Source organism: Bacteroides faecis MAJ27 (assembly GCF_900106755.1).
Lineage (GTDB): Bacteria > Bacteroidota > Bacteroidia > Bacteroidales > Bacteroidaceae > Bacteroides > Bacteroides faecis.
In genome coordinates this window covers 1-16,695 of record NZ_FNNN01000046.1, presented here as the reverse complement: position 1 = coordinate 16,695, position 16,695 = coordinate 1, and the positions used below count along the sequence as shown (strand labels likewise).

14 protein-coding genes and 2 pseudogenes are annotated in these 16,695 nt (G+C 33.5%); 1 reads left to right on the top strand and 15 read right to left on the bottom strand.

The window, feature by feature from the left end:
• Window positions 1–130 precede the first annotated feature (130 nt).
• The 11 genes and pseudogenes from BLW31_RS22860 to BLW31_RS25000 form a co-directional block, all read right to left on the bottom strand.
• On the bottom strand, window positions 131–502 hold the full coding sequence (locus BLW31_RS22860) for a DUF4488 domain-containing protein (protein WP_229035740.1): 372 nt from the start codon (window positions 500–502) through the stop codon (window positions 131–133).
• A 192-nt stretch (window positions 503–694) separates the two neighbouring features.
• Window positions 695–2,248, bottom strand: a pseudogene (locus BLW31_RS25005) (M56 family metallopeptidase); the annotation flags it as partial.
• Between the two features lie 273 nt (window positions 2,249–2,521).
• The gene (locus tag BLW31_RS22850) at window positions 2,522–3,328 is read right to left on the bottom strand and encodes a ParB/Srx family N-terminal domain-containing protein (RefSeq protein ID WP_010536808.1); all 807 of its coding nucleotides are present in this window, start codon (window positions 3,326–3,328) and stop codon (window positions 2,522–2,524) included.
• A 553-nt stretch (window positions 3,329–3,881) separates the two neighbouring features.
• On the bottom strand, window positions 3,882–4,967 hold the full coding sequence (locus BLW31_RS22845; protein ID WP_010536807.1) for a hypothetical protein: 1,086 nt from the start codon (window positions 4,965–4,967) through the stop codon (window positions 3,882–3,884).
• A 114-nt stretch (window positions 4,968–5,081) separates the two neighbouring features.
• Window positions 5,082–5,234 (bottom strand): hypothetical protein, encoded by a 153-nt coding sequence (locus BLW31_RS24590; protein ID WP_167320999.1) that lies wholly within the window; start codon window positions 5,232–5,234, stop codon window positions 5,082–5,084.
• Window positions 5,235–5,243: 9 nt separating this feature from the next.
• The gene (locus tag BLW31_RS22840; RefSeq protein ID WP_010536806.1) at window positions 5,244–5,615 is read right to left on the bottom strand and encodes a hypothetical protein; all 372 of its coding nucleotides are present in this window, start codon (window positions 5,613–5,615) and stop codon (window positions 5,244–5,246) included.
• Window positions 5,616–5,626: 11 nt separating this feature from the next.
• Window positions 5,627–6,034 carry a hypothetical protein gene (locus BLW31_RS22835; RefSeq protein ID WP_008762252.1) on the bottom strand — a complete coding sequence of 136 codons (408 nt, stop codon included), beginning with the start codon at window positions 6,032–6,034 and terminating at the stop codon, window positions 5,627–5,629.
• Window positions 6,035–6,611: 577 nt separating this feature from the next.
• On the bottom strand, window positions 6,612–7,247 hold the full coding sequence (locus BLW31_RS22830; RefSeq protein WP_010536804.1) for a recombinase family protein: 636 nt from the start codon (window positions 7,245–7,247) through the stop codon (window positions 6,612–6,614).
• A 293-nt stretch (window positions 7,248–7,540) separates the two neighbouring features.
• On the bottom strand, window positions 7,541–8,566 hold the full coding sequence (locus BLW31_RS22825; RefSeq protein WP_010536803.1) for a DUF3871 family protein: 1,026 nt from the start codon (window positions 8,564–8,566) through the stop codon (window positions 7,541–7,543).
• Window positions 8,567–9,567: 1,001 nt separating this feature from the next.
• Window positions 9,568–10,068 (bottom strand): hypothetical protein, encoded by a 501-nt coding sequence (locus BLW31_RS22820; protein ID WP_256207977.1) that lies wholly within the window; start codon window positions 10,066–10,068, stop codon window positions 9,568–9,570.
• Between the two features lie 64 nt (window positions 10,069–10,132).
• Window positions 10,133–10,333, bottom strand: a complete 201-nt coding sequence (locus BLW31_RS25000; protein WP_010536801.1) for a hypothetical protein — start codon at window positions 10,331–10,333, stop codon at window positions 10,133–10,135.
• Between the two features lie 1,173 nt (window positions 10,334–11,506).
• Between BLW31_RS25000 and BLW31_RS22805 the strand changes: the two genes are divergently transcribed.
• Window positions 11,507–11,743 (top strand): winged helix-turn-helix domain-containing protein, encoded by a 237-nt coding sequence (locus BLW31_RS22805; RefSeq protein WP_010536798.1) that lies wholly within the window; start codon window positions 11,507–11,509, stop codon window positions 11,741–11,743.
• A gap of 661 nt (window positions 11,744–12,404) precedes the next feature.
• Here BLW31_RS22805 and BLW31_RS22795 read toward each other — a convergent pair.
• The 4 genes and pseudogenes from BLW31_RS22795 to BLW31_RS22780 form a co-directional block, all read right to left on the bottom strand.
• Window positions 12,405–14,117: a recombinase family protein gene (locus BLW31_RS22795; RefSeq protein ID WP_010536797.1), complete on the bottom strand. Its 1,713-nt coding sequence runs from the start codon at window positions 14,115–14,117 to the stop codon at window positions 12,405–12,407.
• A 67-nt stretch (window positions 14,118–14,184) separates the two neighbouring features.
• Window positions 14,185–14,976, bottom strand: a pseudogene (locus BLW31_RS22790) (M56 family metallopeptidase); the annotation flags it as partial.
• Window positions 14,977–15,019: 43 nt separating this feature from the next.
• On the bottom strand, window positions 15,020–15,835 hold the full coding sequence (locus tag BLW31_RS22785) for a hypothetical protein (protein WP_227034072.1): 816 nt from the start codon (window positions 15,833–15,835) through the stop codon (window positions 15,020–15,022).
• A gap of 81 nt (window positions 15,836–15,916) precedes the next feature.
• Complete coding sequence (locus BLW31_RS22780) at window positions 15,917–16,282, bottom strand: BlaI/MecI/CopY family transcriptional regulator (RefSeq protein ID WP_010536794.1); 366 nt, start codon at window positions 16,280–16,282, stop codon at window positions 15,917–15,919.
• Between the last annotated feature and the right edge of the window lie 413 nt (window positions 16,283–16,695).

Sequence of the window (16,695 nt, the reverse complement as noted above, 5' to 3'; positions counted from 1 at the left end):
TATTTAACCAATTTATTACTATATTTGAAAACAGGATTCAAGTATAAAACCCGAATCCTGAAGTTTTCTATTTACACAAAATGGTGGACAGTGCCTTTCAGTTTATAAAGTTAAGTTTTGAACCTTTTACTCATTTGCCCAATTCCGGCACCTTTTGGTAAACTTCACGATAAACACTATTACCCAACTGAAACAGAAGCGTCATCTTCTTTCCGTCAATCCGATAAGATATAGGAACAATAGCATTCGCTGATCTTCCGTGTTCATTTCGTAGTTTCTCACAGTAAAGACCTTTGGCAATGATACTATACTCACCCGAACGAGTAATTTTGTAAGGACAAAATACACCGTCCGAATTGCGGCCATCTATGTCAACTGTATTTTTGACATAAGCATCTACGTTGAAATAATTACCATCTTTATCCAGCACCTTATATCTAACCACTTGCGAAGTATCATCACTCTGGACAAGTTTCCAGATTCCTTTTAAGTTTTGACTCATACAAAGATCAGACACAAGAAAAAGAAATGAAACAGCTAGTAAAATCTTACAAAATTTTGTTTTCATAATAGATAGAATTTTAAGTTTAACAAATAGTTAATAATATGTATGTCGCTTTTATTTCTTATTTAAATTCGCATTTTTGCATATTAATATATAAACGTTCAACCCCTACTTAGATAAAGCCTACCCTCATTTGCCCTTTAAAACAACTTTGAGTGCAGATTTCACTTTGACTTCAATGGTCGGTTTATCATTATAACCTATCAAAAGCACCCCTTTCTTAGGAGCTTTTATCGTAAAATGACCATTCGCATCTGTTCTTTCCATGAATCCCGTTCCTTTTACATTCACAATAGCCACAGTTGGCTTCCCATCTTCGCCGTACACTTCTCCTGTGACGGTAATCCAGTCGGAACGATATTTATCAGTTTTCAGACGGACTACCTTCTTCTTGCCAAAATCATCGACGGAAACTGCCTTTATCTCCTTGGCAGACATTCCTTTCAATTTTGTTTTCCTGATTTCATCGTCATCTATGCAATAAATCACTTCTCCCTCTACCCCTTTTGCCACACTTTCTGCCAGTTCCAAAGCATCGGCATAAGGCTTTTTCGAGCCATTCTTTTGAAATTCATACTCTCCTTCCGTAAGCAAAGTGATAAGTACCACGCCATTTTTCCCTTTTTCTCCATAAGCATCTATAGCTGCTTTATCTTTCAATACAGTAAAGCTTTTAATACGTTCGGGAGAAAGTGTAGAAATAGCATCAGACTTCACTTCCTTACCATCAATGATAATCAAAGCCGCATTCATTCGTTTTGTTTGGTCCGCATGCCATTCAGCATCATGAGGGCCACCTATTACAAAGGTATTTTCCTTTTTGGGCAGTTCACTTTCAGTATTTATTTTTGTAGGATTCGGAAGGTTTTCTTTGTTTGGGTACTTTCGCTCTGCTTTCAAATTGACAAGAATGACTCCATCTTTTCCCCTATTGCCATAGACTGCCATAGCTTGCTTACCTTTCATGACAGACAGGCTCCTGATGCGATCAGGAGAAATGTTGGATAAGGGATCGTCTCCCAAGGCTTCTTCACCATCTATGAAAACCAAAGGTTGCCCTCCGGTAGCAGAATGAAATTTAACTCCCCAATTCTTGTCTCCACTGTTTAGTGCATCCAGTCTCATTTTCACATTAGCACCGATTGCGTCTTTATTCGAAAACATCTGTACTTCCGTTGATTTAAGCTGGATGATCATAGCACCGTCTTTAGCTTTCTCCCCATATATTTTTACGGCATTCTCATTCTTCAATACAGAGATATTTTCAATACGACTAGGGTCTAAAGCATCTACCACCGCACGATCCGATTCTTTTCCATTAATAATAATCAAAGGAGTTTTTTCATTCGACAAAGAAGCACCGGATACGCTGATCGAAGTAGCCTTTTCACCCTTTACAATAAATACAGAATCCTTCGACATAACCTTGCCTACTACAACAACCTTGTTCTTTGCTGTATCGACCACAGATGCTTCCACTACATTTTCTTCATTTCTTGCTTCTAAAATTGCAGCCAAATCATTAACTTTGACCGCAGAAATCTCATCAGCCTTTTCAGAGATTTCGGGACGGGCAAAAGCAGTTACTGCAATAGCTGCCAGCGGAAGCACATATAAGTACTTCAAACGCGCCCAAGGATTCGATTTTTCTTTTAACATCATAGTGATACGTTTATTTATTTTAAAACATTTGCAACTAAATAAAGTATTATAAACCAAAATATTAAGATTTACAAACTCTCATATTTACAAATATAACCTAAAAAAACTACAATTGATACAAAATACAATTTATATATACTCAAAAGCCCATAAAATAACATTATACAAGATATTCACATAATATCTTGTTACTATAGCCACAAAAAAAGCCGATTACCATTTCTGATAATCGGCTATGAAATATGCGCTTTTAAACTTTGGTTACATAACCTATGGTTTTAAATGATTAAACTTTTAATTACCTAACTCGTTATTTATTGCATCCTTCAAGAAGTTTTTTACATTTTCCTCTCCAGTCATCCCTTCGATTCTTTGTATAGTAGCTCTTGAAATTTTAGACAATGCTTCACAAACAGGCTTGTAACCCATTTCACTTGATAAGTCTATAACGACATTAATAGCATAGTTCTTAGCAACAAATTTATCTGTAAAATTAGACATAGCATCCAAAAAAGCATTAGCTCTTTCAAGCTTATACTCTATATTTACAGTTTCACCTTTCATTAGCTTACTTAATTTTTTTGAGGTAAACTTGTGCTTATCCCAACATAAAATAAGGCTAATTGTACTAATCGGAAATCCTCTTAAAGATAAGGAGTTTGCAAATTGCAAAAGTTCATCCTCTGGCTTAGCCAAAGTAGCACCTGCAATATAATCCTCACCTTTCCACCTTTCTACTTCAACATTTGCTTCTGCTAACAACTCTTTTGTTGAAGCTTTAGCATAGCTTTCAAAAAGATATATTTCTTCATCAGAAACACCATTCTCTATTGCTGCTGTATATCTATGTTGCCCGTCAACAATAACAATATATTTGTCAGCTTCTTCACTAGGAATAGCATCCCCTTTACTTGTCATTAATGAGCAACCGTCTTCAACAGCTTTTGTGCCTTTAACATACATCAATGGTACAAGTATACCATATTCTTTAATGGATGTAGTCTTAGACTTTACATTTTTATTAGACACTTGTCTGTTTCCTTGAATGAAACAAACGTTAACACCCTCATTTTTAATATCTTTTAATTTAGATATAATCATATAAGAATTTTATTTAATAAAAAATAGACGTTGTGTCTCTGTCTTAAAAAGGTTGCAGGTCACGAGTTACCCCAATGGATAACATTTAAAGTGCTTTTGACACAATAAAGCGTTGCTGCTAGTGACCTTTGTTTTTAAAGTTAAGCATTTCAAAGAGCGCATATTTCGGAGTGCAAAAATACATATTATTTACAATATAACAAGATTAAGGATAAAAAAACAGCAAATGAATTTCTTCAAATGCTGTTACATCTTATACTATTAATCATTGAAGATACCTCTTTATTATTTCTTTAGCTTCTTTCTCCCTTGTTTTTTTGTATCCTAACTTCACCGTTATAATAACTTCACGTTTGTAAGCCTTTTTACAAGTAGCTTTACTGTAAAAACATCTACCACCCTTAGTATTGCCTTCAATAGTATAACTATGGTCTGTGATATCTTTCTTTTCAATAATACTACCTTGTTCTACTTCTGAATCAATCTACTAGTACAAGATAGAAACAGTATTAATAATACATAGATTAAATCTGTGTTCATAGTAAACAGCATATTATTCTTTCATACTTTTAGAATCCCATTTTACAGTAAAATTAGGAGCGTGCAATAATTCTTCATAACTGCAAGTATCAGATAACAAACAAGAATAAACATCATTAGACATTGCCCCATATCCTTTAAAAGCATTTTTTAGCTGAATCAAATGGTAGCGTTGTAAACGATAAGTTGCATTATCATACACAGACTTTATTCTACCTTGTAATCTTCTCGAAGTGCTTTTTCTTACTTTCATAAGGCTATTCCATGCTTTCTGTTCATTTGAAAGACATGCTTTAACTTTTTCTCTTGAACCTATATCCAAATAATCATAGTAATTTTTGTTATCTATGGCATGCAATATTGTATTATATTCCTGTATGATTATACTATTTGAGATTGGCTTATAAACTTTATCAGGTTTATAATTTTCTGCTTGTAATGCGAAGTATAAATCCAAAGTTCCTTTAAGATGTATAGCATACATTTCATCACACAATTGGCTATATGCCATAGAAGAAGCTGAACCACCACCATATCCAATAGAGTCAAAATAATTGATTTGGGCTTCCAACAGTTTATCAAATGCTTCTTGTTCTGTTTGCAATGGTAATGAAATACTCTTTTTCTTCAACAGTTCTTCTAACAGTTTCTCATAATGATAACGTAAATATTCTGTCCAAATTTCACCAATATTGAAACTTGCATTTATTTGCATTTGATTACCACAGTCCTTTTCTAGTTCTGCATTTGGAATAAGATTATTAGTAATGATACTATCTATGCACTTATACCTATCCACGGGATTTTGAGGTAGTTGAATTTGTTTCGCTTCAATATAAGCTTGAAGTAATGCAGTAACTGCAATATCATGAGAATCTTTATTAATAACAGACTGTTGTGTACAAGAATCCTCAATCGTATAATCTAACCAAACAGCACAAACCGTATCAACTAAATCATTCTCTAATGGATATAGCTTCTTAAAAACAGGGAATGTTACATATTCTTCCTGTTCTCCTAAATTAGAGTGGGACAAGAAAATACTATATAGGGACTTTGCACATTTTATAAAGTTAGCTGCTGCTAACGAATCTTTCATGTCCTGTTCACTTGATTGTCTTTTCCTCTCACATGATAGAATAGAGCATAAGAACATAAGCAATATACAATACAAAATTTTCCTCATAAGTTTATTGGGATTTATTAGGTAAAACTAATTATTGCATATAAGATAAATCGCCAAAACCACAACAGGAACGATAATATACAATGCTATTGCTCCTCCTTCAAAACTCCCATTTTCTTTACGTGGACAAGTTATATATGCTATTATTGCATAAAAGATTATTCCTATTACTACTCCCATAAGATTTAATTAGTATTTACTAGTATAGAAAGTGTCTTTTGTGCAAACATACTGTCTATCTTTAGTTTCTTTATATTGAATCCAAAGTTTCTTAACAATGTCACTACAAGGGTCTACAACTTCAAACCAAACATTATACTTCACATCAACGGAAACCGAAGTTGTATAATTTACAATTTTATACTTCTTTTTCTGAATCGTTCCATTGACATAGCAAGCAACTTCTTTCTGTTTAACTCTTTCTAATGCAAGGTTAATAACTTGCTGTGGCACTTTAGGAGTAAAATCTAAAACAGTTTTCTTTTGTGAAGATTGTGCCATAATTTCACCATTTGTAAATGATAAAATACAAATCAATAAATAAAATATATTTTTTACCATAATCTTTTCTATTATAAATCCAGAGCTTTACTTTTAATGTTTATAAAAGAGTAGTCCATTAAATCAATATGTTCATCCTTTGAAATAAATAGAATTTCCCTCCTTTCGCCACTTTTGATATACCTTTCTGTTATATCTTTTGTTTCCTTAACCCATCCATTGTTAATATATTTATTTAAATGCAATTGTATTTCAACAACATCAATAGTATATTCTGTTGTATTTTTAATGTAATACGCCTTGCCTTCAAATATCAAATGACCATTAGAAGGATTCATCTCTTTTTCAAATATTACGTAACTAGCTATATCATTTCGATACATTTCTTTTTTATCTTCAACTGTTGTAGAGGAAGAATTTTGTGTTTTTTGATTACACGAAGTTAAAAGAACAAATATAATTAATAGGCAAATTTTCATATTCTGTAAATAATCTTTTCGTTAATAATTTAATTTGTAGTATAAGCTGCTCAAAAAATGAGTTGGCTACTTAAAAGATAGTAGCAAAAGTTGTTTCTTAATGTCTGATTCGTAGTCCTATATCGTTTTATGTATCCTGTTCCCTTTGGATATATTACACAATGAAAAAAGCGTGGGAACTATCGAATATTATCATCATGAGGCTCTGGACTGCCCTTGCACAATAATAAACAATAGCCCACGCCAAACGATATATAGACTATCCAATATAAGATAGGTATATAACATTGACGTGAGCGTTCTTGCCTACTATCCCGTGCAAGTGAAATTGTCCAGATTTCATGATAGGATAATATCTTAAACGCTCTTCGTTAACTAATATGTCCTTTCAGCCCTAACACATTAGGCATCTGAAATTGCCACAAAGTTACGAAAAGCGTTTGTAATAGCAAGAACTATTGTTTATTAAAAGTTGAGAGCAATCTCTGCTTTGTAAATCTATGGTAGTGGAAAAATTCAAGACTGCCCATATAAAAACTAGATTTCTGAAATTTTCCACCCCACCGATATTTTATGCTTATGGCTTTATAAACTGATTTTTTATCCGTTGAACGGTGGAAATACCAATACTTTGTAGCTTAGCTATATTTCTGATTGAATAGCCTTTCTTTAGTAAAGCAATGACTTCTTTATATTCCTCTTTCTTCTTATCATCCGTTTTGGTTGAACCTGTCTTTCTGCCAAGTTTACCACCTTTAGCAATATAATTCGCTCTACCACTATTCAAACGATATTGGATATTGCTTCTTTCGATATTTGCCATTTCTGCAAGTACTGTCACCATGATAGAAGCTATTGGATTAACTTCCCCATTTGGTTGCAAAGTATATAAGCCCAAGTTCTGTATGTAAACCGATACTTTCGATTCATGCAATATATCCAAAGAGCGAAGAACCTGTAATGTACTTCTTCCCAATCTTGACAATTCAGATAAAAGTAGGATATTCACAGATTCACGTTTACAGTATTCCAGACATTTCCCTAAAATATGTCTTTCTTCTATTTTCTTTGCACCTGAAATATGCTCTTGGAATATATTCACAATTTCTATATCCTGTGAGATAGCATATTTCTTTAAATCCTCTATTTGTCTGCTTGTGTCCTGTCTGTCATTACTTGACGAAACACGAGCGTATATTACGGCTGTTTTCATTTTATTCTTTGATTAGATTGATAACATGAAAGAATGTGTTCAAACCACCTTTGCAGATTTATTTGAACACATTCCAGTTTTGAACACACAAGTAGTTAGTGACGTTTATTCGCTTCCTCAACATCCCATAAACCAACTAAAAGAATAAGTAGGATTAACGGAACACAACCTGTTATAAAAGACAATACCACCCAAAAGAGCCAAACGAGTATCTTATAATAAAACATGATTCTTTATTTTACGTAGTTAATAAAATAGGAGAATACCCATTACTGAATATTCCCCCTGTTTAATCAATCAATAAACCACTTATATTTAGTGTCTCCATGCAAAGCGGCATTTATTCCTGTTGCTATTTCAGTAGCATTTACCGCTCTATCCAAAAAGCTATCTATATAACTGCTCTTATTTGCTCCTGTCAATAAATTATACAATTTCCATATACTTATATCATTCCCCAAGCTCCCAAAATTTTCATCATTGATATATGCTTTTGCAACTGCATTTATTTGCGAATCAGTGACAAGCATTTTAGGAATATCTTTTTGATAACCTTGTGGTAATGATTGATAAAGTCTCATTCTTCCAAGTAATTGGCAAAATTGATGTTCTGTGAGATATGAGTTACCAAGTGTTTGCATTAAGTGTATGTGTTTGGCTGTGTCGTATTTGTTGAACATCTCTAATACGGCTTGATATAAATCCCTTGTATTAGTGACCTCTAAACAACTAAGAAAACCGTCTGTTGACACACACAAGTTTGTGCAAACCTTACAAATGAAGCCTATAAATACTTTAAATCGCTCTGCTCCTTTCTTTGAATAAAGATTAGTGTGATTATAAGCACGAACACCACCAATAGTAAGAGTTAGCTTATTCCCGTTCACCGTTTCGTAAATCGTAGGAATCTGAATAATAAAAGCACATCTTTCGTAGTAGATAGTCTTATCACTTTCAAGAAGTTGATTTGCAGGTTTATGTATTGCCTCTGGTATTCTCCCTTTAATAATGTGACTTACACGAATATCGGGCTTATCAATACTTTCACCACTGAAAAACGTATTTGCAGCGTCATAAACAGTATCAATAAATGCAGGGTGAGGAATTGTAAGCTCATTGTCTTTGGCGAATACAGGTGTAATACAATCTTCTTTCAAATGTTGCATTGTTACCTCTAATGTATTGGCTTCCAAGAAATGAGGATTCTCTTTCTTTACTTTTGGCTGTTCTTCGATAACTGTTGCTTCTTCTGCATACAAACCAAAGTTACTTTCTTTTCTTACCTGTGGCACATTGCCAATAATTTGTAGATTTCTCATAACGAATAAGATTTTAAATGATTTATAAATTGATTATGTGGAGAATAGATATTTCACTTTTCTTCCAACTACCCTAAGGGGGTGTTAGAGGGTACTGTTCACGTGCTCATGTAACTTTCAATTCAGTAAATCATAGGAGAAATAAGCTGATATATATTTAAGCTCATGTTTTTAATGGGTAGGGGTATTATATATAAAGCACCTATACTATATTGCGTGCCCATGTATTACTATGTACCATAATAGAAAGCAGGGTATTATGCTGCCATATAAAGATATGTTAAGTAGCAATATCAGAAACAGAGAATTGTTTATTTTTTTACTTCATTTATAATGAGTAACTTTGGGTATTCTTAAAAATCAAGAACAGTCTGTTTGCCAAGTATTCTACTCCTTGAATTTTGGATAAATCAAACAGGCTATATTTGCATTTTCCCACACTTCCATTGGGAAAATTAACTCCCATTTTTAAAATTGCGAACTGCTATATTCCTTGTATTAGACATGAATTTAGAGGTTCCACAAAAAAAGCCGCATTTGACTGTTTTTAGGCGTACAGTCGCTTGCGGCTATTTTTGTATTCAGTTGGCTAGTAATACACTTTACTTATTATGCTTCCCATATCGGTCTTATTTTGTCTTATAGGAGACATTTCCCATGCTATACTCTCCAATTTAGAAAATAATATATATAACTTTTAATCTTTAAAAACTAGGATAGCTAATCTGCCACCCTAAAATATTAGTTTTATATGCATATAAAGTTCTATTTCTTTAGTAATAGGGGAAAATGTGTGGTATATTATATAATTATTACTAGACACTTTTTCCCCACCACCTTACCTATGTAAAGCTAAAAATGACTTGTGATACTGGCAACAACATTCATCTTTGCCTTACATGGAAAAAATCACTTTTATTGCATCCTATTCTACAAAACAGGTATATATAGGGGAAAAGTAGTACATTAATATATTATATAATAAAGAACATTTTTTCCCCTTACTTGGGGATTATGATATTTCCATTATCATCTATCTCTGCTATTTTATCTACTTTCTTCATTGGTAGTTTTTTCTGCATGGAAAAATCATTCTCCAATAGAATATTTTCAGTATGTAAAGTTAAGGGAGTAGTGAGTGATACTAGATTAGCACCAGCAAGCCCTATAATATACTTCTCATAAGTCTTTTTATCTATTCTGATTGCTTTGATTATATTTTTCTTAATCAGCTCTATATTGCCATATTGGGATAATAGAAGTAATTGGATAAAGAAACCTTTCGTTGCTGCATCCAGTTTGATTAATGCAAACTTATTGGAGATAGTGATACATTGTTCTTCCATTGCAGGAATATGATAAATATTGCGTCTAGTTGGATAATAAAAACCATTGTCCACAAAATAAGGCTTGATGTCCAAATACTCTTTAAATTTCTTATTAAAACTGCTGAGTGATTTATCTCCACTTGTTCTTTTTAATTCATCTAAAGTAATCCTCACATTATACCAATCATCCCTTGAAAGAGACAAGCAGAAAAATCTATAAATATATGCAGGTTTGAATCTATTTAGAATGGAATAGTTGACGGTTGCACTGCTTTTGCAGAATTTGGGTAGAATATTCATTAGTAGCGGATTGAATATTGTTTATAAATAGTAAATCTTTCTTCTCTTTTTCTATCTTGTAGTAATAAGCACTACCAAAGTAAATCTTTGCTTCTTTTCGATTATTAAATCGCTGTCCTGTAGGAATATGGATAATCATAGGTCATAGGTTTATTTTATAAATGATGTATCTGAATCTAATTAATGTTGTGGTGCAAAATAAATCGTATATACTTTTCCTTGTATCTTCCTTTTGCTTTTAATATAGCCATTTGAGCTAGCCCATAAGCCAACCCTTAGCTTATTATCTGTAATTCCTTGTTTTAGTGCTTTTTCTCTGATTTCTTCATAGGTGAACGTTTGCATAGTACTATTTAAAATAAACACATAGCGAAAAAGTAAATTTGGGCAAAGCGTAGCGAATTAGCTGATACAGCGTTCGTTACGCTTTGTTTTTCTATGGGGCAGAGCCAACAGAAAGCCAATATAAAGCCAAACTGCGCAAGAGTTCAGTTACCACCTCATTACTCCCGTAACGGGTGCAGATTTCTTGCTAAACAGTTCTGTTTCTGCGTTTTGCGTCGATTTGCATAGCTGTCGGTAACTCACTAATAACTAATTTTGTAACGTGGGAAGATGCAAACAAATATAAGGCTTCTATAACAGACACAACCTTTCTAAAAACAAAAGGAGAAATGTCATATTCTGCTATAGATATGTTGACAGGAGAGGGTTTTAATGAGCAATACGCCTTTAATCAAGTAGCCTATTTGAAAGCACTTGAGAGAGCTAGAAAACATCTGTCATTCCAAAACGGTCAATTGGTTTTCCTCATAAAAAACGGAAGCGATATATATATCAGAAGATTTATACAAGTTCATTTCCGAAACGTTCAATTTATGGAATGAACAATTAAAATCTGGGAATTTTGAATTAAAAAAAGATGAAAAAGGACTTTACGACTTATACCCAAAAGCAAATACAGATTTGTAGCTATGAATAAAGAAATGAACTTGGAGTACTTCAACTGTATATTACTAAATTATATCCTCTAAGATAGTCATCCCATTTGGCGAATGAAAAGAGATTGATATGTAGATTATGTAAACTATTAATTTTTACTAATAATGGGGAGGATAAATTTTATTTAGTATTTTATTCTATTCTTAAATACAAGATATATTTATAAATTTGGGACGTTTTATAAAAAACATAACCTCTCAAAAGGATAAAAGACAAACGCTGGGATATTTACAGTGCATACCATTATTAATATAAAAGCGCTTCTCATTATCCATTTTGAAGCTATTTTATCAATTAATAAACAACAAGTATGGATAAACACATTATCGGTGAAAACGCCGGGATTTTATGGCGTTTCCTGAGCACGGACGCACACAAAAAGTGGTTACTGACAGAAGTTAAAGAAGGTACTGGATTGGACGATAAGGAATTAGCCAGTGCAATCGGATGGTTGGCACGTGAAGACAAAATCCAGTTTGAATTACAACATTTAAACGGAAAAGATAAAACAGCATATGTATATCTTATGCTAAACGTGTATTTCTAACAACAAGCCTCTGGCGGTAGCTCGCTGGGGGCTTCCTAACCTTTGCACATATAAAACTATATCGGAGTATTACACCACAAAAACAAGCTGCCAATTATTACAAAATAATATCGTGTGTCTGGTTGATTGGTATGGTTCTTCCATAATGCGGACAAATCCTAGTAACAAAATGATAACGTGAACATACCACTAATATTTCAACCCGTGAAAGGAACGAATAATTTTCTTTTTTCGCAAGTGTCTTTGTAAAATAGCCGCTGACAGTTCGTGTTTTCGGAAAAAAGATATTATATTTGCAAATGAAAGAGTTATTTGACAGCGAAGCAACGCAAAACGCTGAAATTTGTATAGTTGCTAAATCGTTACCTCTATTTTTCAAATAATTCGCTAAAAGTTTATTCTTCAATCGGTTAAGTCAAACCGATAAAAATCTAAAATAAAAAATGATGATAAAATAGTGTATCTTTTGTATCTGTGTTATCTTAATATACTATTTGTAATATATTGATACAAAGGTACTAAGTTTTTGAAGAGTGACCTAATACCTGTACCACAAACTGAAAAAATCGACTAGAAGTATTCGTTAAGTAAGAATAATATGGCGACGCAATGAGAACAGCATTATAAAGAAAATTATTCTATGATTCCCAAAGCTATTCACTTAATATTCAAACTCGAATCCGTTATTCTCGCATACTTCTTTCATTTCGTCAACAAAGTAATACAAATACTCATTATCAATCCCCAAAATACTAGGATTAGGAGCATAAAAATTATTGTTTTCATTTGGCTTAAATTCAGCTAATGCTTCATGTATATAATAAGCTGTTCTTTGTATTTTATCCTTTGAAAAATTCCCCTTATATATCCGATAGAAAATATAATATATGCCGTCTATTGTATGCGTTTTCAATAACACAATATTTTTTCCTATCATATATGGATATATAAATTGTACATATTCCTTTAACAGAGCAATTTTCTTTTCCAAATCATTTTCGACCTCATCAAAGAAACTTTTCGTATAATCAAGGTTATTGAGCCTTTTTATATTAAAATCAATAGCATTAATTCTCTCATTCAGTTTATCTCTTTGGTGCTTTAGCTCTCCTAATTTAGTATCTATTTTAGCTTTTTTATTATCAAATCTTTCACTCGTTATTCGTCTTGTAATGAGCATATCTTCCAAACTATCTAAATCTTTATAAGTATTGGCAATAGCCCCTTCCACAATCTCAATATCCGTAACAATATTTTTTCTATTTTCTTCTTCTTTCTCTATGGCAATTTCTCTCTGTTCTTTATTTAGTTCTGATTCAGAAAATAATTGTTCCTTTAAAAACTTCCAAATTACAGAATCAATTATACTTTCATTTAAAGACATACTATTATTACAAGGTTTTATATGTGCTGTCTTTTGTCCACATCTATAATAACAAGTACCTCTCTTTAGCGATTCAGAAGGAGTATAACAAGTACCACATTCATAACAGAAAAGCATTTTTTGTAATAAATGCTTTTTAGAATGAGGATATGCTGTAATAGTCCTGTTCTTTTTAAGTTTAGCCAAAACAGCATTATAAACCTCAACGCTGATTATACTTGGCTGCATTACCTCATATCTATAACCTATATCATCAATTTCGTCATAAATAGTATATACTAAAATTCCTGTATTAGCCTTATTCACTAAAATATTTCTAATGCTTCCCGCAGACCTTAATTTTATAATATACTGGGGATATTTTGCTGATAAATAAGAAGAAACAGATAATAACGTAGCTCCTTCCTCTAAATACTTTTCATACATTTCCTTTACAACTAACGATGTTACAGGATTTATAACATTATGTTTGTTGATTCTGTCATATCCAAATGGAGCCACACTACCAATCACTTGATTTAACCCAGCAGCATCCCTTTTACCCGAAGCCAATCGACTCCTTAATGTAATAAGTTCGGCTTCAGCTTGTTCAAAGTATTTTCTTAAATCCTTCTCAAAATCTATATCTATTTTACCCGTTTCTATATCTATAGTCCATCTCCTTTTATCCCTAAAATAGATAGGAATTTTATAATCACGATTAAACTTGTCAATCGTAGTAACACCGTAGATAAAATTTCTCGATAATCGTGAAACTTCCCATATCAATACAGCATCAACCATTCTCTCTAAACAAGCATCTATCAAAGATTGTACAGATTGACGATTTCCCTTTCTTATATCATCTTTACCTGTTACATATTCACCAAAAATATACTCGTCACGTACACTAAATCCCAATTTATCAGCTAATGCTAACAAATCATTTTTTTGTCTATTATAATCCTGTAAATTAGTACTGCATCTAAGCAGTAAAGCAGCTTCTCTCATATATAATTGTTTTATTATTTACAAATATATATAGACAAAAATTTAATCACAAATGTTTTATGCTTTATTTTTTAAGTTTACTGTGATTAAAGCTGTTGGCCATAGAGTAGAGCCTTGTGCCAACAGCTTTTTTTATTAATAATAACTGATATTCTTTTGCATTCACCCCTTCATTGATAACGGTTTCATCAGCTTCGTATTCATGAATATTCTGCAATTCCTGCTTGAGCAGCCATGCTCCGGGGTTGAACCACTGAAAGAAGATACAAACATCGGCAATCAACAAGTCTATAGAATGGCGGTTACGAATATGCGCTGTCTCATGAATCAGAATTTCCCGTCCATTCTCTTCCAAATCCTTCCGGCTAATGACGATGTATTTCATCCAACTAAACGGAGCAACAGCCCGGTCGTGTACTACCAGCGTAATGCCTCTTTCCTGTTTCTCCCGCCTGCCGGAACAGATTAGTCTGATCAGACACAACAAAGAATAGACATTACGACAGACGAGAACGACAATTCCGGTCAGATAGACCAATAAAACTATTTGTATCCAAGAAAGAGAAACCGAATCGGGTGCCTGTTGCCATTCTCCTGTTTCGACTTCGGCAGGAACAGCATTCTCCATCTCTGCCATCATCAGTAATTGCTCGATGGAAAGAACAGCCTGTTGCACTTCAACCTGATGCCGTGTAGTCACTTCGATACAAGGAATGAGTAATGAAAGAAGCAATACTCCCAGCAAAGCAACACGATTGAAGCGATGAAATGTCTCCCTGCTCAACAATAACTTGAAAAACAGATAAAAGAGAACGAGGCAAACGGCTGATTTTAATATATAAATGAAGAAAGCTCCCATGATACAAAGTTTATGCTATGAATATTTCCGGTTTCGCCGGTTCTTACTTCTGTGTCAGTTGTTTCTTAAATTCATCCCAATAGTTCGGATTCTTTTTAGAAACAAGTACCCAAATTCCATTCTTGGCTTTCTGGCCGAATTTCTTCTCCAGCCCCGTACTTTCAGGCAAAATAGCATGCGTTTCTATGATATCGTCTTTTGCCAGTTGCATGAGTTGCTGATAGGTGATTTCCTTTCCATCCAACAAAATCAGTTGACCACTATACCCTATTCCGCCTTCTTTCTTAGCATACATATCAAAAAAGGCATCTACATCATTCGTCTCTATAATCGTCCGTGAAGTGGTTGTAGTCGAGGAAGTTACAAAAGAGTCAGCAGCATTGGAAGCAGCCTTGCTGACATTACTTCGTTTCTCGCCATAATTCTCATTCAATGACTTCAACATACCTTTTTTCACGTCCTCCACGAATTCTGCCAAACGTTCCGCAGTCCATGGAACAGAAGAAGAAAGGCGCAGCAATTCCCCGTTTTCTTTCTTATATATTGCTTTAGTGCTTACCAAGCCATCCCCGTTCTGATAAGATTGTGCGCTAGACCAGCCAAATCCTTCAGGCAACCGTAACTTTTCCGAATCCAATCTTAGTATCTGCACTGTATCCGATTCGGTATAACTTTCCTTCACGGGTATCTTCTCGAAGTGCAACACAGGATGCAAAGAATCAGTCTGACAGGCAGGCAGCGTATCATTCGCTGCAACATTGCTCGTCTCCTTATGATTATCGGCCCATGCACTGCAAGTAAAAAGAAACATTGTCACAGTAGCCAACGGCAGAGCAATCGAATACTTCAACTGTTTCATGGAATTAGATTTTTCTTTTGACATCATGTTTATTTGTTTTTAAGTAAATTGTGTTTATTCATAGTACCATAATAGTCTCGTTTACTTCCGATGTGCCTGTTCCACTTCCTGAATCAGTTGTTTCAGCTCATCCAAAGAAATGTCTTCCTCTTTGACCAAAGACGAAACAGCACTCAAATATGAATTATTGAAATACTTGCTGATTACATTCCGCAGTGTTCCTTTACGGAAATCTTCTTCGCTGACAACGGGATAGTACTGATAAGTATTCCCAAAAGTATGATGAGCTAGAAATCCCTTATCTTCAAGCCCGCGAACAATTGTAGATAACGTATTGAAATGAGGCTTCGGTTCCTCATAGAAAGCCAACATTTCTTTCACAAACAAAGGGCCTTTCTCCCAGAAATACCCCATCAGTTCCTCTTCTTTTACTGTCAATCCTTTCATATGTACAACATTGTTTGTTGCAAATAACGAGAAGTTTTAGTTCATAAACTAATTTTCATAGTTAAAGTAAACTAAAAGCTTTAGTTTATCTTCTTTTCTAACAATTCCAATGAGCTATTCCTGTTTCAGTATTCAGAACAGACTCTTTCTTCCATTTATCTGCTTATCCTTTATTTCTCAGCTCCTAAAAAAAATAGAAAAAGATATTTTAGTCTCACGGTCTCATCAATTATAACATAACTAACAGACTATAAGCCATATAAATAATGAGAGATACTTTTCACACCAGCATCTCTCATTATTTTCTCCATGAAATTGGTAAGCGTCTCGGCGATGCCGTGTTTTTCTTCAAAAAATCAGATAATCCTTTTCTTTTCAGATTCTACTTCTGTTTTCCTTCCATTTGTGTGGCA

Coding starts and splice junctions, on each gene's coding strand:
- BLW31_RS22785 (WP_227034072.1), bottom strand. CDS start 15,835: ATGAAACAGTTGAAGTATTCGATTGCTCTGCCGTTGGCTACTGTGACA.
- BLW31_RS22830 (WP_010536804.1), bottom strand. CDS start 7,247: ATGAAAACAGCCGTAATATACGCTCGTGTTTCGTCAAGTAATGACAGA.
- BLW31_RS25000 (WP_010536801.1), bottom strand. CDS start 10,333: ATGATTATCCATATTCCTACAGGACAGCGATTTAATAATCGAAAAGAA.
- BLW31_RS22850 (WP_010536808.1), bottom strand. CDS start 3,328: ATGATTATATCTAAATTAAAAGATATTAAAAATGAGGGTGTTAACGTT.
- BLW31_RS22860 (WP_229035740.1), bottom strand. CDS start 502: ATGAGTCAAAACTTAAAAGGAATCTGGAAACTTGTCCAGAGTGATGAT.
- BLW31_RS22835 (WP_008762252.1), bottom strand. CDS start 6,034: ATGAAAATTTGCCTATTAATTATATTTGTTCTTTTAACTTCGTGTAAT.
- BLW31_RS24590 (WP_167320999.1), bottom strand. CDS start 5,234: ATGGGAGTAGTAATAGGAATAATCTTTTATGCAATAATAGCATATATA.
- BLW31_RS22840 (WP_010536806.1), bottom strand. CDS start 5,615: ATGGTAAAAAATATATTTTATTTATTGATTTGTATTTTATCATTTACA.
- BLW31_RS22805 (WP_010536798.1), top strand. CDS start 11,507: ATGGATAAACACATTATCGGTGAAAACGCCGGGATTTTATGGCGTTTC.
- BLW31_RS22780 (WP_010536794.1), bottom strand. CDS start 16,282: ATGAAAGGATTGACAGTAAAAGAAGAGGAACTGATGGGGTATTTCTGG.
- BLW31_RS22825 (WP_010536803.1), bottom strand. CDS start 8,566: ATGAGAAATCTACAAATTATTGGCAATGTGCCACAGGTAAGAAAAGAA.
- BLW31_RS22795 (WP_010536797.1), bottom strand. CDS start 14,117: ATGAGAGAAGCTGCTTTACTGCTTAGATGCAGTACTAATTTACAGGAT.
- BLW31_RS22845 (WP_010536807.1), bottom strand. CDS start 4,967: ATGAAAGATTCGTTAGCAGCAGCTAACTTTATAAAATGTGCAAAGTCC.